16 protein-coding genes, 2 tRNA genes and 3 rRNA genes are annotated in these 21724 nt (G+C 35.9%); 9 read left to right on the top strand and 12 right to left on the bottom strand.

What is annotated here, in order from left to right:
- Window positions 1–49: 49 nt before the first annotated feature.
- The 6 genes from HCAN_RS07820 to HCAN_RS07795 form a co-directional block, all read right to left on the bottom strand.
- Window positions 50–592: a YceI family protein gene (locus HCAN_RS07820; protein WP_006656994.1), complete on the bottom strand. Its 543-nt coding sequence runs from the start codon at window positions 590–592 to the stop codon at window positions 50–52.
- A 210-nt stretch (window positions 593–802) separates the two neighbouring features.
- Window positions 803–1723 carry a tRNA 5-methoxyuridine(34)/uridine 5-oxyacetic acid(34) synthase CmoB gene (gene cmoB / locus HCAN_RS07815; protein WP_006656219.1) on the bottom strand — a complete coding sequence of 307 codons (921 nt, stop codon included), beginning with the start codon at window positions 1721–1723 and terminating at the stop codon, window positions 803–805.
- Complete coding sequence (locus tag HCAN_RS07810; RefSeq protein ID WP_006656220.1) at window positions 1723–1926, bottom strand: hypothetical protein; 204 nt, start codon at window positions 1924–1926, stop codon at window positions 1723–1725. Before HCAN_RS07810 ends, cmoB begins: the two co-directional genes overlap by 1 nt.
- 111 nt (window positions 1927–2037) lie before the next feature.
- Window positions 2038–3963 carry a ribosomal protection-like ABC-F family protein gene (abc-f, locus tag HCAN_RS07805; protein WP_006656993.1) on the bottom strand — a complete coding sequence of 642 codons (1926 nt, stop codon included), beginning with the start codon at window positions 3961–3963 and terminating at the stop codon, window positions 2038–2040.
- Window positions 3956–4771, bottom strand: coding sequence for a prolipoprotein diacylglyceryl transferase (gene lgt / locus HCAN_RS07800; RefSeq protein WP_006656223.1), 816 nt, complete (start codon window positions 4769–4771; stop codon window positions 3956–3958). The genes abc-f and lgt overlap by 8 nt, the downstream gene beginning before the upstream one ends.
- The gene (locus HCAN_RS07795; RefSeq protein WP_034556403.1) at window positions 4755–5057 is read right to left on the bottom strand and encodes a hypothetical protein; all 303 of its coding nucleotides are present in this window, start codon (window positions 5055–5057) and stop codon (window positions 4755–4757) included. Before HCAN_RS07795 ends, lgt begins: the two co-directional genes overlap by 17 nt.
- Window positions 5058–5310: 253 nt before the next feature.
- On the opposite strand from HCAN_RS07795, the gene HCAN_RS07790 reads away from it, so the two are divergent.
- From HCAN_RS07790 to HCAN_RS07775, 4 genes are read left to right on the top strand one after another with little or no spacing between them, the layout of a single operon-like run.
- Window positions 5311–5931: an acetyltransferase gene (locus HCAN_RS07790; protein WP_006656992.1), complete on the top strand. Its 621-nt coding sequence runs from the start codon at window positions 5311–5313 to the stop codon at window positions 5929–5931.
- The gene (gene pglE, locus HCAN_RS07785) at window positions 5928–7040 is read left to right on the top strand and encodes a UDP-N-acetylbacillosamine transaminase (RefSeq protein ID WP_006656991.1); all 1113 of its coding nucleotides are present in this window, start codon (window positions 5928–5930) and stop codon (window positions 7038–7040) included. The genes HCAN_RS07790 and pglE overlap by 4 nt, the downstream gene beginning before the upstream one ends.
- Entirely contained in the window at window positions 7041–8849 is a 1809-nt protein-coding gene (gene pglF, locus HCAN_RS07780; protein ID WP_006656990.1) for a UDP-N-acetylglucosamine 4,6-dehydratase (configuration-retaining), read from the top strand.
- Window positions 8833–9912 (top strand): glycosyltransferase, encoded by a 1080-nt coding sequence (locus HCAN_RS07775; protein WP_006656989.1) that lies wholly within the window; start codon window positions 8833–8835, stop codon window positions 9910–9912. The genes pglF and HCAN_RS07775 overlap by 17 nt, the downstream gene beginning before the upstream one ends.
- Here HCAN_RS07775 and HCAN_RS07770 read toward each other — a convergent pair.
- Window positions 9889–10764, bottom strand: coding sequence for a DMT family transporter (locus HCAN_RS07770; RefSeq protein WP_006656637.1), 876 nt, complete (start codon window positions 10762–10764; stop codon window positions 9889–9891). The genes HCAN_RS07775 and HCAN_RS07770 overlap by 24 nt on opposite strands.
- Window positions 10765–11475: 711 nt before the next feature.
- On the opposite strand from HCAN_RS07770, the gene HCAN_RS07765 reads away from it, so the two are divergent.
- The 5 genes from HCAN_RS07765 (at window position 11476) to rrf (ending at window position 16508) form a co-directional block, all read left to right on the top strand.
- Window positions 11476–12972: ribosomal RNA gene (locus tag HCAN_RS07765) — 16S ribosomal RNA — on the top strand.
- Between the two features lie 92 nt (window positions 12973–13064).
- Window positions 13065–13141, top strand: a tRNA-Ile gene (locus HCAN_RS07760).
- Between the two features lie 2 nt (window positions 13142–13143).
- Window positions 13144–13219: transfer RNA gene (locus HCAN_RS07755), tRNA-Ala, on the top strand.
- Between the two features lie 200 nt (window positions 13220–13419).
- Window positions 13420–16302, top strand: a 23S ribosomal RNA gene (locus HCAN_RS07750).
- A 90-nt stretch (window positions 16303–16392) separates the two neighbouring features.
- Window positions 16393–16508, top strand: a 5S ribosomal RNA gene (gene rrf / locus HCAN_RS07745).
- Together the 16S, 23S and 5S rRNA genes with 2 tRNA genes alongside form the textbook arrangement of a ribosomal RNA operon.
- Before the next feature lie 1295 nt (window positions 16509–17803).
- On the opposite strand, the gene HCAN_RS07740 is transcribed toward rrf, so the two are convergent.
- The 5 genes from HCAN_RS07740 to cas2 form a co-directional block, all read right to left on the bottom strand.
- Complete coding sequence (locus HCAN_RS07740) at window positions 17804–18280, bottom strand: hypothetical protein (RefSeq protein ID WP_006656558.1); 477 nt, start codon at window positions 18278–18280, stop codon at window positions 17804–17806.
- 93 nt (window positions 18281–18373) lie between these two features.
- Entirely contained in the window at window positions 18374–18943 is a 570-nt protein-coding gene (locus tag HCAN_RS07735) for a C39 family peptidase (RefSeq protein WP_006656557.1), read from the bottom strand.
- Complete coding sequence (locus tag HCAN_RS07730) at window positions 18943–20061, bottom strand: hypothetical protein (protein ID WP_006656556.1); 1119 nt, start codon at window positions 20059–20061, stop codon at window positions 18943–18945. The genes HCAN_RS07735 and HCAN_RS07730 overlap by 1 nt, the downstream gene beginning before the upstream one ends.
- A gap of 87 nt (window positions 20062–20148) precedes the next feature.
- Window positions 20149–20562, bottom strand: coding sequence for a hypothetical protein (locus HCAN_RS07725; protein ID WP_006656988.1), 414 nt, complete (start codon window positions 20560–20562; stop codon window positions 20149–20151).
- Between the two features lie 801 nt (window positions 20563–21363).
- The gene (gene cas2 / locus HCAN_RS07720; RefSeq protein WP_231232588.1) at window positions 21364–21723 is read right to left on the bottom strand and encodes a CRISPR-associated endonuclease Cas2; all 360 of its coding nucleotides are present in this window, start codon (window positions 21721–21723) and stop codon (window positions 21364–21366) included.
- Window position 21724 lies beyond the last annotated feature (1 nt).

Here is a 21724-nt window from a genome sequence, read left to right as displayed (position 1 = left end):
TGATAAAGTAGATTCTAAAGCAAATAAAACTTTAGAGAAAACTCTAAAGTTATTGTGGATTAGCAGTGAGTGTGAGTAGGATTTTAACTTCATCGCCTACAAGGCTATTTTTTAGATTAGATTCCCATACTACACCAAAATCAGAACGCTTAATAGTTGCACTAGCTTGAATTTGCAGAGTCGCACCATTAAGTGTTTCTGTGCTTTGAAGCACGATAGGCTTTGTAGTGTTTTTGATGGTTAAATCCCCATAAATTTTGCCTGCTTCAAACTTAGTCATTTTAAAAGTCATATTTGGATATTTTTTAGAATCAAAAATATCTGCCGCGTTTAAATGCTCATCGCGTTTGGCGTTGGCTGTATCAACAGAGGCAATTTCAACGCTACCTTCTAGCGAATTTAGGACTTTTGTGGTTGTATCATAGTCAATATTGGCACTAAATTTATCAAATTTTCCATCTACTTTAGTGAGTTTGAGATGAGAAATTTCAAAATTCACTTGAGAGTTGTTTGGGTCTAGGACATAAGGTTGAGCCAAAAGTGGGCAGCTAAGTAAAGCAACAAGAGCTGAGATAGAAAGAAATTTTTTCATCAAACAATCCTTTTTTGAGATAAGATGCAAGGATTATAGCATATATTTTAGAAATTATTCTCATTTTTATTTAAAAAGGTTTGGCGGTTTTTTTGTGGGTGTTTAGTTTTGTGTAGAGTGGGGGTTAATTAAGAATTATTTTGTGTAGTAGAATCTTTGCAGGATAGGGCTGAGTGTGTCAAATGTAGCATCTTATAGCCACGATTTGACCTATTTTTTTACTTTGAGATAGGCTCTTTGTGGAGCAGGGTAGCCTTCTATGGTTTTTGTTTTGTCGGGAGTTAGAAAATCTTCCAAACTCTCTGCATTGCTCCAAGGCGTTTTTCTTTGTTCATCAATGCCTGTTTTTAAGGTCGCAATATGCGTAATTTCTTTAAAGCCGCAAAATTCTAGCCAGTTTATAAAGGTTTTTAAGGTTGGGATAAAATAGACATTGGGCATTTTGGCATAGCGCTTGTTGCGTGGGCAAAGGGCGATTTCCTCATCCCCTTCTATGATAATACTATCAAAAATTGCTTCTCCACCTTGTTTTAGGGAATTGTAGATAATCTTAATCGAATCAATGGGGCTTTTGCGATGATAAAGCACTCCAAGGCAAAATAAAATATCAAAGTTAATATCCAAAAAAGGCAAATCTTCAATGCCCAAAAGTTCAAAATCAAGCCTTGAATCTTGGATAAAAAATTGCATAAAGTCAAATTGTAACTTGCATAAGGGCATAGGATCTAAGCCGATGATTTTTTTAGGATTTTCTTTAAGCATTCTAAACATATAATAGCCATTATTGCAGCCAATATCTCCTATAATTTTGCCTTGTAAATTTAGATGAGGTTCTAGGAGATTGTATTTAATGGCACTATTCCACTCGCTAAGAATCTCCAAAGAGTTAATTTTAAAAGGTCCCTTTCTCCAAGGGATAAGGGTTTTTGCTACTTCTGTAATGTGGTGGAGTGAAGATTCTGTGAGATTGGGCAAAGAGAGATTAATAAAATCATCAAAGCTAAAAGTGGCGTTTTCTAGCTCATTTTGGGGAAGGCTTTGCAAGGAGTTTAGGGATTCAAATAAGGGTGCAATGTGTTTGTGATTTAATACTAGATTGCGTTTTGCTTGGATTTCTTTTAGGCTTTGCATCAAAAAGCTTCTTCTCTCATTTGGGGTTGTTTGCCATCTTTGTAGATGAGATTATCAGGGCAGGTCTCCACATAATTCCCTTGAGAATCATAATAATATCCCTTTTCATCCCAATAAGAATTAGAATATCCACATTCATTGCGATAGAGACAACCGCTTAAAAAAGTGGAAATAATTAGGCTTTGAAGTATCAAAAGTTTCATTTTTGCTCCTTTGTTTTAGATTCTAGCAAATAAGATTCCCAAAAAGATTCTAAGCTAAAGTTTTGAATATACCATTTTCCAACCCTTGCATACTCTAAAAAGGGCTGTAACTTAAAGGCTTTCACGCTGCTCTTCTAATTCAAAATATTGCAAAGTTTTTTCCTCGCAAAGGGTTTGTTTAGATTGGAGCTCTAAAGAGAGTTCTTGGAGCTCAGCTGTGCTTAGAGTGTTTGAATAAAGCTTGGATTCAAGCTCTTTAATTTGGGATTCAAGCTCTTCAATTTCTTGGGGTAGAATCTCTAAAAGACGCATTTGGTGATAAGAAAGTTTTGTTTTTTGTTTCTCGGTTTTAGGCTTGTCTTTTGGAGTCTGCAAAGAGTTTTTAAAAATTTGGTAATCTTTAAGTTCCTTTTCTATTTCAAGGTATTCACTAAAGCTTTTGTGGGTTTCTTCAATGTTTCCATTGCCCTTAAAAACAAGCAGTTTTTGAGCGATTTTATCCACAAAATACCGATCGTGGCTCACAAAAATAATCGCTCCATCAAAGCTTTGTAAATATTCTTCTAAAATATTAATCGTAGGAATATCTAAATCATTAGTGGGTTCATCTAAAATCAAGCAATCATATTCCTTGGTAAAAAGCAAGGCTAAAGCAACACGATTTTTCTCTCCACCACTTAGCGTGCCGATTTTTTTGTCTAGGAATTCTTTAGGAAAAAGGAAGTTTTTAAGATAGCCAAAGACATGCATATTTTTTCCTTTGACATCGATTCTATCTCCGCCAAAGGGGCAAAAGGTTTCTAGCAAATCCTTAGAATCATCTAGCATTTCTCTGTGCTGATCAAAATATCCTATTTTCACTTCTCCGCATTCTATTTTCCCTTTTTGAGGTTTTAAGCGACCTAACATTAATTTTAAAAGCGTTGATTTACCGGCACCATTTTTGCCTACAATGGCTATTTTATCGCGTTGTAAAATGCGTGTTGAAAAGTCTTTGATGAGAAGTTTTTTATCAAGACTAAAGGAAATATTTTGCAAATCAAAAAGCATTTTTTTGCGATTCACCCCTTCTTCTTGATTAAAATGCTTTTTTTCGCGTTCTAACTCTAAAGTCATTTTTCGGATAATAGAGGGATTGTTTTTGGCGGTTTGTCGCATTTGCATAATACGCTCTTTTCTGCCCTCATTGCGTTTAACTCTTGCCCTTACTCCACGCGCTAACCATTCTTCTTCGGCTTTTAAGTGTTTAAGTAGCGTCTCATGGCTTTTAGCAAGGCTTTTTAGGAGTTCTTCTTTGGCTCTTAGATAGTCTCCATAGCCGCCTTTGAAACTTCGAATCTTGCAGTCTTCTACTTCAATGACGCGTGTGGCGATTCTATCAATAAAATACCGATCGTGGCTAATAAAAATAAGTGTCCATTTCTCTCTTAAAAGCAAGTCTTCTAAAAATTCCACCATTTCAACATCAAGGTGGTTTGTAGGTTCATCAAGCAGTAAAATATCAGGCTTTCTTAAAAGCAAACAAGCTAAAGCTACGCGTTTTTGCTCTCCACCACTTAAGAGATTGGCGAAGTTGTCTTGAAGCTCTTTGAGAGCAAAAGTTTCTAGAATCTGGTTGATTTTATTTTCCAAATCCCAAGCATTGTGATGATCAATAAAATTGCTTAAAAGCGAATGTTCTTTGATAAGTGATTCATCATCTGGGTGATTTTGGAGTTTTTGAGCGATTTCATCTAGCCTTTTTCTAGCTTGTGTAAGCTCTTCTAAAGAATGCAAAATAACTTCCTTGACACTCTGCCCCTCTTGAAAAACAGGCTTTTGGATTAAATGTTTAATTTCTAAATTGCCTTGGAGGATTCGGTTTCCCTCATCGGCTTCCACTTCTCCGCTAAGAATCTTTAAAAGCGTGGATTTTCCTGCACCATTTTTGCCGACAATAGCCATTCTCTCTCCCTCTTGCACACTAAGGGAAATATCGCTTAAAATGGGCTTGTAGTCGTATTGTTTGGAGATATTTTGCAAAGAAAGATTAGCCATTTTTTTCCTTAGGTTTAAAAAGTAATGCAAAGCATAGGGCACCAATGATTAGTGAGAGAAGTTGCCCTTGTGTTAGCCAATTAAAGGCTACAAAGCCAAGCTGTGAATCGGGTTCTCTAAAGAATTCTGCAATAAAACGCATCAGCGAATAAAGCACACCATATAAGATTCCAATCTGTCCTATAAAATGCGCCTTTTTTCTCCATAAAAAGAGAATCACAAAAACAACAATACCCTCTAAAAAGGCTTCATAAAGCTGACTTGGGTGGCGTAAGATCCCATTTACATAAATCCCTAAGGCACTTGAAGTTTCTCTACCAATTAGCTCTTGATTAAGGAAGTTTCCAATCCTGCCAAATACATAGCCTAAAGGAATGCTAAGTCCAGCCAAATCCATAAAAAGCCAAAAATTGATTTTTTTAACCCTTGCAAAGATTAAAGAAGCAATCAAAAAGCCAATGACTGCCCCATGATAGCTCATTCCGCGAATCCCAACAAAATTCCCATCTTTATCTAAGGGGTTGAAAATTTGCCAAGGATGAGTGAGATAATAAGTGGTAAAAGGATCATAAAAAATGATATATCCAAGCCTAGCACCTAGAATAACGCCAATTTCCACCCATAAAAAATAACTCTCTAAAAGTGCATTTGAAATAGGATAAGAATCTTTTTTGGCAATCCATTTTGCTACACCAAGTGCTACAAGTAAAGCTAAGACATACATTATCCCATACCAATGCACACTAATGCCAAAAAGATTGAAAGCAACGGGGTCAAAAGTGCTATAAATATTATTCCATTTTTCCATTAATAACCTCAAAAAATTCATGTAATCCCAAGTATAAAAAGCGTTCATACAAAAGATCATCAGAAAGATAAAAATGAAATTTAAATCCATCTTCCTTGGCAAGTTTTAGCCAATATCCTAAAATATATAAACTAATATCTTTTGCTTGTGGAATGCTAAAAGAGATTTCATTTATTTGGGTTTTTCGTATTTTTTCTAAAAGTAATTTCATATCTTGATAATCGCTAATATCTTTTAATTTTCCATGCAAGACATAAATATTTTCTTGAATTTCTTCAATTCGCAAGCCTAAACCTTCTTATTGGAATTTGCTAAAAGCAGATTCTAACAAAATAAAAGTAAAATTCAAAAAGTAACTTTTAGATTTTTTTGGGATTTAGTTGAATTATTTTTAAGAAAAACCTAAAGGCAGATTTCTTAATGATAGAAAATTTATAAAGATTTTTTGTGATTCTTTTGGGTAGAATTCTTATTTTAGAAAATTAAATAGTTATGGCAATATTTTTAGCTTTCTTAAAATAAGGAAGCAAAGGGCTTTGATGGAGAAATTTGCAATTGTTGGTGCTGGTGGGCATGGAAGAGTAGTAGCTGATATTATTTTGGCGTGTGGAGGCGAAATTGCTTTTGTGCTTGATGATTCTCCGCAAGGTAAAATTTTGGCACATAAAAATGCCATTTCTCCCAAAGAATTTTTAATATTGGCTTTACAAAAAAAGGTTAAGATTGCATTGGCTATTGGGAATTGCCAAGCAAGAAGAGCCTTTTTTGAAGTTTTTAAACAGCAGGGTTTTGAGATACCAAGCCTTATTCATCCAAGTGCAATTATTTCTAAAAACGCTAAAATAAGTGAGGCTTGTGTGGTGATGCCAAATGTCGTAGTGAATGCAGGAAGCACCATAGAATCAGGTGTGATTTTAAACACAGGTTGTGTGGTAGAGCACGATTGCAAGGTGGGAGAATTTTCTCATCTAGCTCCCAAAAGCACACTTTGTGGTGGTGTTAGTATTGGCAAAGATTCGCATATTGGAGCAGGAAGCGTTGTGATTGAGGGCAAAAGTGTGGGTGATGGTTGTATGATTGGAGCAGGAAGCGTTGTGATTAATGACATTCAATCTTTTAAAAAGGTTGTAGGAAATCCAGCAAAAAAGGAGTTACAATGAGTTTTAGAATTTTTTTATCCCCGCCACAAATGGGAAAAAATGAACAAAAGTATGTTGATGAAGCTTTTAGAAGTAATTATATTGCACCACTAGGAGAGTTTGTTAATTCCTTTGAATTAGCAATGCAAGACTACACTAAAAGCCCTAATGCACTTGCACTTAGTAGCGGGACAGCAGCTTTGCATTTGGCTTTAAGAGTAGCAGGAATCACCAAGGGTGATTTAGTTTTGGCAAGCACTTTTACTTTTATAGGTTCGATTGTGCCAATCTTGTATCAAGGAGCAACTCCGATTTTTATTGATAGTGATTCTTCGTGGAATCTCTCTCCGAAACTTTTAAGAGAAGCACTAGAGAGTTTAAAAACAAAACCCAAAGCTTTGATTTTGACACATCTTTATGGGCAGTGTGCTAAGATTTCTGAAATTGCAGAAATTTGCAAGGAATATGGGGTTTTATTGATTGAAGATGCAGCAGAATCTTTAGGGGCATTTTATAAGGGGCAACATACTGGAACTTTTGGAGAGTTTGGCGCATTGTCTTTTAATGGTAATAAAATTATTACAACAAGTGGTGGAGGAATGCTGCTAGGTAAAGATTCAAGCCAAATGCAAAAGGCAAGGTATTATTCCACTCAAGCAAGAGAGAATCTGCCTTATTATGAGCATTTAGACTATGGTTATAATTACCGCCTTAGCAATATTTGTGCGGCAATTGGTTTGGGGCAGTTAGAAGAAATAGAAGATAAGGTTGCAAAACGACGAAAAATTTTTGATTGGTATCAAGAAAATCTTTCTAGTGAATTTGTAGAATTTATGCCGGAGATTCCTGATTCAAGAGGAAATCGTTGGCTAAGCACTTTGATTTTTAAAGAGAAAAAAGTCAATGTAATGGATCTTGTGCAGATTCTAGCTAGTAAAGACATTGAATCACGCCCATTATGGAAGCCTATGCATTTACAGCCTTTATTTAGAGATTCTTTAAATTTTTGTGATGGCACTTCTCAAAATCTCTTTAATAATGGAATTTGTTTGCCTAGCGGTGGAGCCTTAGAACGCAGAGAGATTGATGAGGTATCAGGCTATATTTTGGATTATTTAAAGAGTCTTTAAGTGATAAAATCTGCTATTTTTCGCCCAAGTAATCTCAAAAGAATCCTATTCTTTTTGGTAATTGATATAGTTGTTTCATACTTTGCTTTAGTTTTGTCATATGATTTGCGTTTTAGCTTTCAGGTGCCCTTAGAATTTAATAGTGGAGTGATTCTTGCTTTTTTGGTTTTAATTGTCTTAAAAATTGGGGCTTTGTGGGTTTTTAAAATTTACTTAGTGCCGTGGCGATTTTTTGGATTAAGCGAAGCTTTAAAAATCATTTATGCCCATATTTTAGCTTATGGAATCTTTACGCTTTTATTCTTTTTGGGTTTTTTTGATAAATTTCCTTTGAGTGTGGTAATAATTGATTTTGTTATATCAGGGATTTTGATTGGGGGGATTAGAATCTCTAAGCGAATTTATTTAGAGAATTCTCCTAAAAATTCTCCTAAACCTGCTTTGATTTTTGGGGCTAATACACAGGCAGCCACACTCATTAAAAGTTCCCTTAATAGCGAAATTCCCTTTTATCCTTTGGCAATCATTGATGAAGATAAAAAGGAGCAAGGCAACTATATTTCAAATCTCAAAGTCTATCCTAAAACAGCGCTAAAAGAGCTTTTAGAGAAGCATAAGATTAAAAGTGTGATTTTAACCAAACCTTATGCCAAACCGCCCTTAGAAAAGCTTTTTAATGAATTAACGCAAATGGGGATTGAAGAGATTAAAATCGCTTCAATGCTTAAAGAGGACAAACCGCTAGAAGATATTTCAATTGAGGATTTACTCTCGCGACCTAGTAAGGATTTAGATAAAGAAGTGATTGGAGAGTTTATTGCTAATAAAACGATTCTAATTACAGGAGCAGGTGGGAGCATTGGCAGTGAGATTGTGCGGCAGTGCGTGGAATTTGGAGCAAAGCGATTAATTTTGTTAGATCATAGCGAATACAATCTTTATGCGATTACAGAGGAGCTCACAAGAAAAATTTCCTCTAAAAATGATAAAAAAAGTTTATTACGAACAGCAATGTTTTCAATCTTAGAAAAAGATCGACTTTTAGAGCTTATGCAAGAAGAAAAGCCTGATATTGTGGTGCATGCTGCAGCTTATAAGCATGTTCCGCTTTGTGAATATAATCAAAAAAGTGCTATTGAAAATAACATTTTAGGAAGTAAAAATGTGATTGATTCTGCTATAGAGATAAAAGTCCCTAAAATCGTGATTATCTCAACAGATAAAGCAGTGCGTCCAACAAATGTAATGGGAGCAACTAAGCGAGTTGTCGAGCTATATGCACAAAATGTCGATTCAAAACAAAGTGAGATTGTGGCAGTGCGGTTTGGAAATGTGCTTGGGAGTAGCGGATCGGTGGTGCCAAAGTTTAAAGCACAGATTCAAAGTGGAGGACCAATCACCGTAACTCATCCAGAAATTACGCGATATTTTATGCTTATTCCTGAAGCGTGTCGGCTTGTTTTACAGGCTTCTGCAATTGCTAAGGGTGGAGAGATTTTTATTTTGGATATGGGAGAGCCTGTTAAGATTGTGGATTTAGCTAAAAATATGCTAAAACTCTATGGCAAGGAAGAGGAAATAGAGATTGTCTTTAGCGGATTGCGACCAGGAGAGAAGCTCTATGAGGAGCTTTTGATTGGCGAGAGTGAAGGCAAGACAAAATACCCTTCAATTCAAGTAGCTCGTCCTACAAGTTATGATATTAATAAGCTTAATCAAGATATTAGCGAACTTTTAGAAACACAAGAAGTGGTAGCAAAATTAAAAGAAATTGTAGTGGAGTTTAACCATAATGCACACGGACAATAAACCAACTCTTGCTTTGGTGGTGTCTTCGCTTAGAATGGGTGGGGCTGAGAAAGTGGCGAGTTTTTTGGCAAATGCCTTAGTTGATTCTTATCGAATTGTTTTGATATTGTGGAGCGATAAAGATCGTTTTTTTAGCTTAGATGAACGCATAGAAGTGGTGGTGATTGCAACAAAAATGCGTGGAATGCTTGGAAATATAGAGCGTATTTTTAGACTTGGGCGTTGTTTTAGAGAGTATAAGGTGGATTTGGTAGTTAGCTTTATTCATCAAACTAATGTTTTGGCGATTTTAGCTGCTAGAGCAAATAAGATTCCAATTATTGCAACAGAACATAGTATTTATGCGAGTTTGGATCATCTTAAGATTTGGAAGTTTTTACGCCAAAGAGTGTATCCTCTAGCTAATCACATCACCACACTGACCCAAAAAGATTTGAAGCATTATAAATTTTTAAAAAATGTTAGCGTGATGCCTAATCCGGTTGTTATCCATAAAGCCCTAAAAGCAGATCAGCAAGATTTTAGTGTCCATAAGCCTTATATTTTGAGTGCAGGGAGAATGATAGAATCAAAGCATTTTGAAGATCTATTAGAAGTTTTTGGGCGATTTTCTAAAAAAAATCCTCAATTTTCATTGCTTTTAGCAGGTGATGGAAAGTGTCGCGATTCTTTAGAAAAACAAGCCCAGAATCTAAAGGCAAAAATTGTCTTTTTGGGGAAAGTTGAGAATCTTTATAATGCCTATCAAAATGCGGAATTTTTTGCATTAACTAGTCATAGGGAAGGCTTGAGTAATGTTTTAATTGAATCTTTAATGTGTGGAGTGCCTGTGATTAGCTATGATTGCCCTTATGGACCTAGTGAGATTATAAATGATGGAAAAAATGGAATCTTGGTTAAAATGGGCGATAAAAACGCCTTATTAGAAAGCTTTGAAGTGATGCTAACTAAAAGGCAAGAATTTGCCAAAAATACACAGGTAATTTATGAAAAATTTGGAGAAGAAGTGGTTTTGAAAAAATGGCAAAAGCTTATTGCACTAACGCTTTATAAAAAGAACTAAAGAGCCAAAGAGTATCAAAAATCCTCCAAAATATTGCAATAAATTAAGATTTTCTCCTAAAAGCCACAAAGAAAGCAAAACTCCCACAAGAGGTTCTATCATCCCTAGAATTGCCGTTTTGGTTACATTGATTCTAGGCATTCCAAGGAAATATGCCATCATAGGAAAGAGCGTGGAAATAAAGGTGAGCCCAAGAAGAGAAAGGATGCCATTAATATTAAAATTATCAAATTGCGGTGGATTTGGAATCATAAAGCCAAGAATCATCAAAGCTGCAAAAAGACAAATATAAAAGCTATAAACAACAGAGGAAAGATTGCTCGTATAGGATTTGCTAAAAACCACATAAAGCCCATAAAACAACGCACCAATAAGTGATAAAATCACACCATAAACGCTAAGCTCAAGATCTTTTGGGGGTTGAAGTATGATTGCCAATCCTGCAAAACACAAAAAGAGCGAGAAAAGTGTCTTGGCTTGTAACTTTTGTCTCAAAAAAATAAGAGCAATAAGTGCGACAATAATAGGATAAATATGATAAATAAGCACAGAAAGTGAGGCAGGAATATAACGCAAAGAATCAAGGTAGGCAAAAGATTGAATGATGTATAAAATACCACCAAGGAAGAAAAATTGCAAATATTGCAATTTCGTGAGTTTAAGAGAGATTTGCCTATAAAGTGCCCACAAAAATAGCAAAAAGGCGCTACAAAGGAAGCGAAAAAATAAAATAAAATCTGTTGAGATTCCGTTATTTTGAGATATTACACTCCATATAGGCATAATCCCATAGGCAATACTTGCGCTAATGATCCATAAGATTCCAATTTGTTCGTTACTTAATTTTTGCATTAAAAAATTCTCAAAAATAAATTGTATTATTGTAATATCTTTAGAATAAATTTTTGAAGTCTTGTGTAAAAATTTTTTAAAGTGATTGATTTATATCTATGAATATAGTATTTGTATAAAGATATATCCATAGTAATCAAGCTTTATTTTTAAAAAATTGATTAATGGATTCTAATAAGATTCCAATTTGTTCGTTACTTAATTTTTGCATTAAAAAATTCTCAAAAATAAATTGTATTATTGTAATATCTTTAGAATAAATTTTTGAAGTCTTGTGTAAAAATTTTTTAAAGTGATTGATTTATATCTATGAATATAGTATTTGTATAAAGATATATCCATAGTAATCAAGCTTTATTTTTAAAAAATTGATTAATGGATTCTAATTTAATCTCCCCTTAAGCTTAAGCTGCTATAATTCCACTTCCTTTTTTGCATAAAAAAAGTGTTCTTTTGGCTTTATATACATAAACATTGATTTAAAGTTAAAATGATCTTTGACAACTAAGCAGGAATATAAAAAAGACAACCTAGAAATTATTTCTATTCTTTTTATATTTCTAAAATCATACAACATAAACTCATTTATGACTTTGTAGTTTTATAACCACAAATCTATAAAACAGAGATTTTGAGATTTTAGGACAAACAATCCAATTTATTTTTATGGAGAGTTTAAGTCTTTTTATTAAGATTTTTAACTCCCCATTTTCTATGGAGAGTTTGATCCTGGCTCAGAGTGAACGCTGGCGGCGTGCCTAATACATGCAAGTCGAACGATGAAGCTTCTAGCTTGCTAGAAGTGGATTAGTGGCGCACGGGTGAGTAATGCATAGGTTATGTGCCCTTTAGTCTGGGATAGCCACTGGAAACGGTGATTAATACTAGATACTCCCTACGGGGGAAAGTTTTTCGCTAAAGGATCAGCCTATGTCCTATCAGCTTGTTGGTGAGGTAATGGCTCACCAAGGCTATGACGGGTATCCGGCCTGAGAGGGTGATCGGACACACTGGAACTGAGACACGGTCCAGACTCCTACGGGAGGCAGCAGTAGGGAATATTGCTCAATGGGGGAAACCCTGAAGCAGCAACGCCGCGTGGAGGATGAAGGTTTTCGGATTGTAAACTCCTTTTGTTAGAGAAGATTATGACGGTATCTAACGAATAAGCACCGGCTAACTCCGTGCCAGCAGCCGCGGTAATACGGAGGGTGCAAGCGTTACTCGGAATCACTGGGCGTAAAGAGCGCGTAGGCGGGGTAGCAAGTCAGATGTGAAATCCTATGGCTTAACCATAGAACTGCATTTGAAACTGTTACTCTAGAGTATGGGAGAGGTAGGTGGAATTCTTGGTGTAGGGGTAAAATCCGTAGAGATCAAGAGGAATACTCATTGCGAAGGCGACCTGCTGGAACATTACTGACGCTGATGCGCGAAAGCGTGGGGAGCAAACAGGATTAGATACCCTGGTAGTCCACGCCCTAAACGATGAATGCTAGTTGTTGTGAGGCTTGTCCTTGCAGTAATGCAGCTAACGCATTAAGCATTCCGCCTGGGGAGTACGGTCGCAAGATTAAAACTCAAAGGAATAGACGGGGACCCGCACAAGCGGTGGAGCATGTGGTTTAATTCGAAGATACGCGAAGAACCTTACCTAGGCTTGACATTGATAGAATCTACTAGAGATAGTGGAGTGCCCTTTTAGGGAGCTTGAAAACAGGTGCTGCACGGCTGTCGTCAGCTCGTGTCGTGAGATGTTGGGTTAAGTCCCGCAACGAGCGCAACCCTCGTCCTTAGTTGCTAGCAGTTTGGCTGAGCACTCTAAGGAGACTGCCTTCGTAAGGAGGAGGAAGGTGAGGATGACGTCAAGTCATCATGGCCCTTACGCCTAGGGCTACACACGTGCTACAATGGGGTGCACAAAGAGAAGCAATACTGCGAAGTGGAGCCAATCTCTAAAACATCTCTCAGTTCGGATTGTAGTCTGCAACTCGACTACATGAAGCTGGAATCGCTAGTAATCGTGAATCAGCCATGTCACGGTGAATACGTTCCCGGGTCTTGTACTCACCGCCCGTCACACCATGGGAGTTGTATTCGCCTTAAGTCGGAATACTAAACTAGTTACCGCCCACGGCGGATGCAGCGACTGGGGTGAAGTCGTAACAAGGTAACCGTAGGTGAACCTGCGGTTGGATCACCTCCTTTCAAGAGACATCACTAAATATTCATTTATTTAGTTGAATAAGGAAGTCTTTTTTCCTGCTTAGTTTTCAGAGATCATCCAAGCTTTAGAGTAGGGGCTTATAGCTCAGGTGGTTAGAGCGCACCCCTGATAAGGGTGAGGTCGGAGGTTCAAGTCCTCCTAAGCCCACCATTGGGGAATTAGCTCAGCTGGGAGAGCGCCTGCTTTGCACGCAGGAGGTCAGCGGTTCGATCCCGCTATTCTCCACCATTAAAAGGTTTAATGTGAGTTTTTTTAATCTTAAGATTCACATTAGACTTTTTAAGTCTAAAAGTTATTTAAAAACTCATTGTTAAAGCCTATATAAGTAAATAACTACAATCACGCAAACAAATAACTAAAGATTTGCCTAAAGATTGTTAATCTTAGAGATTTACATTCTTTAAGGCAGTGGCGTTAGAATAAAGTCAGTTAAGCTTGTGAAGGGCAAATGGTGGATGCCTTGGGTAGTAGAGGCGATGAAGGACGTACTAGACTGCGATAAGCTAGGGGGAGTTGTCAAGAAACTTTGATCCCTAGATTTCCGAATGGGGCAACCCAATATGTAGCAATACATATTACCTTAAATGGAGCGAACCTAGTGAAGTGAAACATCTCAGTAACTAGAGGAAAAGAAATCAAACGAGATTCTCTTAGTAGCGGCGAGCGAAAGGGGAATAGGGCAAACCGAATGCTTGCATTCGGGGTTGAGGACTGCAATATCCACTAAAATACTCTAATAGAACATTCTGGAAAGGATAGCCATAGAGGGTGATAGTCCCGTATATGAAAGAGTATTTTTAGGTAGCAGGATCCAGAGTAGGTCAGGACACGTGAAATCCGGGCTGAAGCTGGGGGGACCACCCTCCAACCCTAAATACTACTACTACACCGATAGCGAACCAGTACCGTGAGGGAAAGGTGAAAAGAACCGCAGTGAGCGGAGTGAAATAGAACCTGAAACCATTTGCCTACAATCATTCAGAGCCCTATGATTTATCAGGGTGATGGACTGCCTTTTGCATAATGATCCTGCGAGTTGTGGTATCTGGCAAGGTTAAACTAATGTGAAGCCGTAGCGAAAGCGAGTCTGAAAGGGCGCTTAAGTCAGATGCTGCAGACCCGAAGCTGAGTGATCTATCCATGGCCAAGTTGAAAGTGGGGTAACACCCACCGGAGGACTGAACTCGTACCCATTGAAACGGGTTGGGATGAGCTGTGGATAGGGGTGAAAGGCCAATCAAACTCAGTGATAGCTGGTTCTCTTCGAAATATATTTAGGTATAGCCTCAAGTGATAGTAATAGGGGGTAGAGCTCTGATTGGGCTAGGGCTGCTCACCGCGGTACCAACCCCTGTCAAACTACGAATACCTATTACCGTATCTTGGGAGTCAGGCGGTGGGTGATAAAATCAATCGTCTAAAGGGGAACAACCCAGACTACCAACTAAGGTCCCAAAGTTCTATTCTAAGTGGAAAAAGATGTGAAGTTACTTAGACAACCAGGAGGTTGGCTTAGAAGCAGCCATCCTTTAAAGATAGCGTAACAGCTCACTGGTCTAGTGATTTTGCGCTGAAAATATAACGGGGCTAAGATAGACACCGAAGTTGTAGATTGTGCTGATGCACAGTGGTAGAAGAGCGTTCACATCAGCGTTGAAGCCATACCGGTAAGGAGTGGTGGAGCGGTGTGAAGTGAGCATGCAGGAATGAGTAGCGATAAAAGTGGTGAGAATCCACTTCGCCGTAAATCTAAGGTTTCCTACGCTATGCTCGTCATCGTAGGGTTAGTCGGGTCCTAAGACAAGTCCGAAAGGGGTAGTCGATGGAAAATTGGTTAATATTCCAATACCAACATTAGTGTGCGATGGAGGGACGCATAGGGTCAAGACAAGCTAGCCGATAGAAATGCTAGCCGAAGGGTGCAAGTTAGGAGATTGGCAAATCCGCTCCCGTATCCCAAACCCAACAGGCTTTCTGAAGTCTTCGGATGGATGAGAGAATTGTTAAGATCGTCGTGCCAAGAAAAGCTTCTAAGTTTAGCTAATGTTGCCCGTACCGCAAACCGACACAGGTAGATGAGATGAGTATTCTAAGGCGCGTGAAAGAACTCTCTTTAAGGAACTCTGCAAACTAACACCGTAAGTTCGCGATAAGGTGTGCCTAAGCAATTAGGTCTCAGCAAAGAGTCCCTCCCGACTGTTTACCAAAAACACAGCACTTTGCCAACTCGTAAGAGGAAGTATAAGGTGTGACGCCTGCCCGGTGCTCGAAGGTTAAGAGGATTAGTCAGCCGCAAGGCGAAGCTTTGAATTGAAGCCCGAGTAAACGGCGGCCGTAACTATAACGGTCCTAAGGTAGCGAAATTCCTTGTCGGTTAAATACCGACCTGCATGAATGGCGTAACGAGATGGGAGCTGTCTCAAAGAGTGATTCAGTGAAATTGTAGTGGAGGTGAAAATTCCTCCTACCCGCGGCAAGACGGAAAGACCCCGTGGACCTTTACTACAGCTTGGCACTGCCGATGGGAGCATTATGCGCAGCATAGGTGGGAGGCTATGAAATCTTTACTCTGGTAGAGATGGAGCCATCGTTGAGATACCACCCTTAATGTTTCTGTCTGCTAACTAGCTAGAGTTATCCTCTAGTAGGACAATGCCTGGTGGGTAGTTTGACTGGGGCGGTCGCCTCCTAAAAAGTAACGGAGGCTTGCAAAGGTTGGCTCAAAATGGTTGGAAATCATTTGTAGAGTGTAATGGCATAAGCCAGCCTGACTGTAAGACAAACAAGTCAAGCAGAGACGAAAGTCGGTCATAGTGATCCGGTGATTCTGTGTGGAAGGGTCATCGCTCAAAGGATAAAAGGTACCCCGGGGATAACAGGCTGATCTCCCCCAAGAGCTCACATCGACGGGGAGGTTTGGCACCTCGATGTCGGCTCATCGCATCCTGGGGCTGGAGCAGGTCCCAAGGGTATGGCTGTTCGCCATTTAAAGCGGTACGCGAGCTGGGTTCAGAACGTCGTGAGACAGTTCGGTCCCTATCTGCCGTGGGCGTAGGATTGTTGAGGAGATCTGTCCCTAGTACGAGAGGACCGGGATGGACATACCACTGGTGTAGCTGTTGTCCTGCTATGGGCATCGCAGCGTAGCTACGTATGGATGTGATAAACGCTGAAAGCATCTAAGCGTGAAGCCAACTCCAAGATGAACAATCCCTGAAGGTCGCAGGAAGACTACCTGCTTGATAGGGTAGGGGTGTAAGCATAGTAATATGTTTAGCTGACTACTACTAATAGACCGATTGGCTTAATATAAAGACTTTAAGCCACTGCCTTAATGAGTGTAAAGCACTCTTAAATCTTAGTTAGTGATTGATACTAATAGGCTTTTTTTACATTGTCATCTTCGTGCTAATAGAGAAGAGGTTCCACCTAGCTCCATTCCGAACCTAGAAGTTAAGCTCTTCTTCGCTGATGATACTGCAACTTTCAGATGTGGTAAAGTAGGACGGTGCGGAGATGAGAGTGTAAAAGAAAATGAGTTAAACTGCTTTTTATTTCTCCCTTGTAAAACTTATATTAACTAAATCATTGAATAGATAGAAAAGAATTATAAGATAATATAGATAATAAGTGTGTGAATGGATATAAGAAATATAAGATTTAGATAATAAAAATAAAAATACTTGAAAACTATTAAAGAAAAAAGTTATTTTAATATAAGAGATATTGCTTATTGTTAGCGGTAAATTTGTCTTAAAAAAGAGAAATAGTATTTGGTTTAAAGATAATAATATTATTTTATATTTTTAAATAGTCTTATTATATGCAAATAGGTTGCTTAATCAATAATGTGTGAGTTGTGTATTGGAAGGTAATAGAATAAAATATAAATATTTTAAAATGGTAAATTTAAGGTTTGTATAGGTTTTTGTATAGGTTTGTGGGTGTTTGATGATGAGCTTTGTAATTTTTAACATTAGGATTGTTGGGGAGAAACTGAAAAAATAAAAGATAGAAATTCTAGTGTAAAAGGGAAAGGGTGGGATAATAAAGAGTTGCTAGAGATTGAAAGACTTAATAAATAAGGTTCAATAAATAAAGATCTAGATTATTGATGATTGGTGTTGATGTGATTCTGCTAAAGGGGTGTAAAAGGGTTTAAATAGGTTGGAATTGGTGCGTTTGTTTGAATGATTGTTGGGTTTAAATTTATTATTGAAAGACTTAATAAATAAGGTTCAATAAATAAAGATCTAGATTATTGATGATTGGTGTTGATGTGATTCTGCTAAAGGGGTGTAAAAGGGTTTAAATAGGTTGGAATTGGTGCGTTTGTTTGAATGATTGTTGGGTTTAAATTTATTTGGATTATTGGTGGCTAAAGAAATTGAAATAGCATTAGTTCTATTAAAAGTGTTTGTAAAATCTTAATGGTGTAAATTTTTACTCAATAAATCTATTGGATTCTTTGTTTAAATAAGTAATTGTGGTTTAATTACATTATTTTTAGGAAATACTTTTTAAATGGAGCGAGAAATACAAAAGATTATAAATATTCTAAAGAAAGCATAAAATAAAGATTCGGTTTTAAAAGGAATTTTAATCCTGCGTGGCTTACCGAAAACCACTTATTTTAGTCCCTTTTTAAATTTCTTTAGAAAAATTTTAGCATATTTTTCACTAATTTTTCTACTTAAATCCCTAAATTTCTTGGTTTTTTAGGTATAAATTTTACCATAAAGAAATTTAAGAAGGAACTAAAACCTTATTCTTTCATTTACTAAATCATCTAGAATTTTACCATAAAGAAATTTAAGAAGGAACTAAAACATCAAAATGTTCCTCTCTTTGAATAACTCCACCTTGTAGGGTAACTTGTGGGACAAAAATACCTCCGATAGTATCCCCTGTATAAATTCCACCAATCCATAAAGAATCAAAATCAAAACTTCTCTCACTTTCAAAAGAAAAACCAAAATTGCTTACATATTCGTTTTGTTTATAGCTTCCATTACCAGCTACAAGAATATCAAATTTAGGTGTAAGAGTGTAAATAAAAGTTTGACTAATAGAGACTTGTTTTGTATCTGTCCAAGTTTTTGTGTCAGGCTGTGCCACAAGTGTGGGATACATATTATAAATGTAGGCATTACCACTACTTAGATAACTTACGCTTGTAATACTTCTTAAGCCAATTTGTTTTTTAAAAAGCGAATCCAAAGTAATGGGGTCAGAAGCGAAACTAATTGAAATTAATCCAAAAAAAGAGACTAAAATCCTTTTTAACATTGTAATCCTTTATAAAAAAATTATAGCTAAGGATTAGCAATGAGTATTCCATATTTGGTTTTAAAGCGATAAATTTTAGAATGGAATTGTAAATTACTTGAAAAATGCTTCGTTAGGAAATTCTAAATCTTTTATCATAGGTTTGGAGTTTTCATTTTTAGCAATTACAAGAGCAAATCCACCTGTATGATTCCTATCCCATACAGAATAAAACTCTTTTTTGGTTGCTTTATATTGTCCAAAATTAGGGTCAAAAACTTGAATAAAATCGCCTTTGTGATTGATAATTACAACAAAATGAGGGAATCTAGGGTCATTTTCTATTCTTACAAGCAAAGGATAAGAAGTTTGTTCTAATATTTCTCTTTGGAGTTGAAAGCCTTTAGTTGCATAACCTAGAGTATTTGCCACTTCTTGCAATTCTTTGAAGCTTAACATATCGGTTTTTTGATTTAAAAAAGCAAGTATATCTTGTTCGCTATATTGTCTAAATTCAAAGAAATTAAGTAAAGTAGCTAAAGCAGAAGCCCCACAAGATTCCTCATATTGCTGCCTTATAACATTTTGATTGTGGAGTTCTTGTAGAGATTTAACGCTAAAAGCAAAAGCAAAGTTTGTTATAAAAACAAGCAAAAAAATGCGCAATAAAAGCATTTTTTGCATTATGCTTTTGCTTCCTTGATCATTTGATTAATGAAACTATCTATTTCTTTAGAAGTTTTAGAAGTTAAAGTGCTAGAATATCCATTGCCATAACTATATGCCTCTATGGCTTGTTTGTTTTTCAAGTCTTGATTTTCCTTTTCTAGTTTTTCTTTTTGATTGAGTATATCAAAAATGCTTTGGGTAGTATCAAAGTTAGAGGTAAGAGAGGCAAGGAAATCATTAGATGTGGATTGTGAAGCAATAGAGATTTTAGAGCCATTGAGGTAAGCATTAAATAGAGTGCTATTACCCTCCCAAGAAATAGTGAAATTTTCAATTTTAAAAGAATTTCCAATATTGCCACCCTGAGAGCCTAGATAGATAGCACTTGTTTGTAATTCTTGATAAATCTTGTTTTCTTTGTCTTTGGAGATAAATCCAAAATCATTAGCCATAGTGAAAAAGTCTTGTAAATAGCTAGATATTAGAGTGGCATTGACATTATAATCTCTCAAAAAACCTTGCTCTTCATTAATTTTTGAAAGTCTATCAATCTCTTCTAAGGTTTGTGTGTTAGAACCATTAGCTTTTGTAAAAAGCTTATGATAAAACTCATCGCTTGTGGCATATTCTAGGCTACTTTGCCCTTGTTTTAACAGGTTTAACAATTTTTGTTTATTGTTACTAAAATCATTAATAGAATCTTGTGCGAATGAAAAAATTCCAAGTAAATTTCTAAATTCCTCGCTATTAGGTTGTTTGTTATAAGCAACGCTTAAAATTTCTTCTGCTTCTTGCATAAGGAATTGTATTGATTGTTTGGCTTCCAATTCTGTTGGAAGCACTCCATTATATGTTTCAATAAATTGAAGATGAGCTTGTGCTAGATTCTGTAATTTTTCTATATTGTCAATATTTTGATGATAAGAATGACTTATATAAGCTGGCAATTCCTCTTTGTTGGAAAGAATTTCGGATATTATTTGTTTGGTATCTCTTTCTACATTATTTTTATTATTCTGTGATAAATTTTCTGTGGTATTAAAATTTTGACTTATGGATTGCGTAGATTCTTTAGAATTGATATTATAGGAATTAGAATAAAGGTTCAAGTAATTAGAGGTGTTAATTTGCATAGCTTACCTTTGATGATTCTACTGCAATTTGTTTGGGATTTTGCATCAAATCATTTTTATAAAAAGGTAAGCAAAAATAATTCCAAGTTATTTGAAATATTTAATATTGATTTTATCTTGTTTTATCCAGCTTTCAACCGCTTTATAATTTTTAATTCTGCCTATTACATTATTTTGAAAATCTAAAGTTTTAACATTGCTAGGATTATTTTTGTTAATTTTTACCACTTCCGATGTAATTTTGTTAGTTTTGAAATTATAAGTTGTGGCAATAGCAGCGTAATAATCTGAACCAAGATTAAAATAAGCAGAATCTCCCGTTTCCAATCTAACTTCATAATATGCAGTGTAATAAATATTATTTCCAAAATTATCTACAACTCCATATTGCTTTCTAATTGCTTGTTGTGCATAAGCTCCGCCCAAAATCTCACTCATCTCTTGATTATTGAGTGTTTTAACACCCAAAGAATTTTCATTAGATTTTCCATTAGTAGCCACAGAAATTAAATCAATAGCAAAAGCATTGCTTAAAAGACCAGCAATTACAGATAAATACTAATTTTTTATTTAGTTTTTTATTATATTCCTTGTTTTACCAAAATTTATTTATAGATTGAATATTTTGTATGAATCAGTAACACATAATCTAAAATTGTAGCTAAATAAGTGTTTTGAAAACGAGCAACTCCTATTTTACGAATCTAGAGAGCCTTATTTTTTCTCAAAAAAGGCTTATCAATAGCGTTGAAATAGTCGTTTAAGGTTTTTCACATTAAAAAAGTTACCTTTAGCCATTTTTACACCTCTCAAATGCCCTAAAATACGACATCGATTTTTTTCTAAACAAGATATATTAAACAAGAATCTATATTAAACAAGGGAAAATGGTTTAAGGTTTAAATCCTAAAAAAGATGAATTTTTGCTATAATTATACTTAGGGCGAGGTTACTCTTTGTAGCTACAAATGCTAACGCTTTTGGTTTTAGTCCCTTCTTAAATTTCTTTATGGTAAAATTAAACATTGTTATAAGTAGGTCTATGAATGGTTTTAGTCCCTTCTTAAATTTCTTTATGGTAAAATTAAAGATATTCTAAAACCTGCTATCAAGGAGTTTTAGTCCCTTCTTAAATTTCTTTATGGTAAAATTTATACCTAAAAAACCAAGAAATTTAGGGATTTAAGTAGAAAAATTAGTGAAAAATATGCTAAAATTTTTCTAAAGAAATTTAAAAAGGGACTAAAATAAGTGGTTTTCGGTAAGCCACGCAGGATTAAAATTCCTTTTAAAACCGAATCTTTATTTTATGCTTTCTTTGGAATATTTATAATCTTGTGTATTTTCACTCCATTCAAAAAGTGTTAAATTCTTGCTATTATTTATCTGTTCATTAAAGGATGCTTCTCCCAAAAGTATTTGCATATTATCAAATTGCTTCTCTGTTATTATTAAAACCCTTATATTTCCACAAGGTGGTAAAATCTTTTCTATAGATTTTATGGTGCTTTTGGCAGACATTAGCCCTTTGCAGATTCTTACATAAACGCTAAATTGCATCATAAAAAAACCAAGCTTTATTAATGCGTTTCTAAATTTTGTAGCATTTTTTTGATCTTTTTTGCTTTTTGTTGGCATATCAAACATTAGTAATATCCGCATA

Source organism: Helicobacter canadensis MIT 98-5491 (assembly GCF_000162575.1).
In the GTDB taxonomy this organism is placed as follows: domain Bacteria; phylum Campylobacterota; class Campylobacteria; order Campylobacterales; family Helicobacteraceae; genus Helicobacter_D; species Helicobacter_D canadensis.
This window is presented reverse-complemented; position numbering and strand designations above follow the sequence as displayed.

What these genes read in the sequence shown, in the direction of transcription:
- HCAN_RS07820 (WP_006656994.1), bottom strand. Translation starts at nt 592, where the DNA reads ATGAAAAAATTTCTTTCTATCTCAGCTCTTGTTGCTTTACTTAGCTGC.
- cmoB (WP_006656219.1), bottom strand. Translation starts at nt 1,723, where the DNA reads ATGCAAAGCCTAAAAGAAATCCAAGCAAAACGCAATCTAGTATTAAAT.
- HCAN_RS07810 (WP_006656220.1), bottom strand. Translation starts at nt 1,926, where the DNA reads ATGAAACTTTTGATACTTCAAAGCCTAATTATTTCCACTTTTTTAAGC.
- abc-f (WP_006656993.1), bottom strand. Translation starts at nt 3,963, where the DNA reads ATGGCTAATCTTTCTTTGCAAAATATCTCCAAACAATACGACTACAAG.
- lgt (WP_006656223.1), bottom strand. Translation starts at nt 4,771, where the DNA reads ATGGAAAAATGGAATAATATTTATAGCACTTTTGACCCCGTTGCTTTC.
- HCAN_RS07790 (WP_006656992.1), top strand. Translation starts at nt 5,311, where the DNA reads ATGGAGAAATTTGCAATTGTTGGTGCTGGTGGGCATGGAAGAGTAGTA.
- pglE (WP_006656991.1), top strand. Translation starts at nt 5,928, where the DNA reads ATGAGTTTTAGAATTTTTTTATCCCCGCCACAAATGGGAAAAAATGAA.
- HCAN_RS07775 (WP_006656989.1), top strand. Translation starts at nt 8,833, where the DNA reads ATGCACACGGACAATAAACCAACTCTTGCTTTGGTGGTGTCTTCGCTT.
- HCAN_RS07770 (WP_006656637.1), bottom strand. Translation starts at nt 10,764, where the DNA reads ATGCAAAAATTAAGTAACGAACAAATTGGAATCTTATGGATCATTAGC.
- HCAN_RS07740 (WP_006656558.1), bottom strand. Translation starts at nt 18,280, where the DNA reads ATGTTAAAAAGGATTTTAGTCTCTTTTTTTGGATTAATTTCAATTAGT.
- HCAN_RS07735 (WP_006656557.1), bottom strand. Translation starts at nt 18,943, where the DNA reads ATGCAAAAAATGCTTTTATTGCGCATTTTTTTGCTTGTTTTTATAACA.
- HCAN_RS07730 (WP_006656556.1), bottom strand. Translation starts at nt 20,061, where the DNA reads ATGCAAATTAACACCTCTAATTACTTGAACCTTTATTCTAATTCCTAT.
- cas2 (WP_231232588.1), bottom strand. Translation starts at nt 21,723, where the DNA reads ATGCGGATATTACTAATGTTTGATATGCCAACAAAAAGCAAAAAAGAT.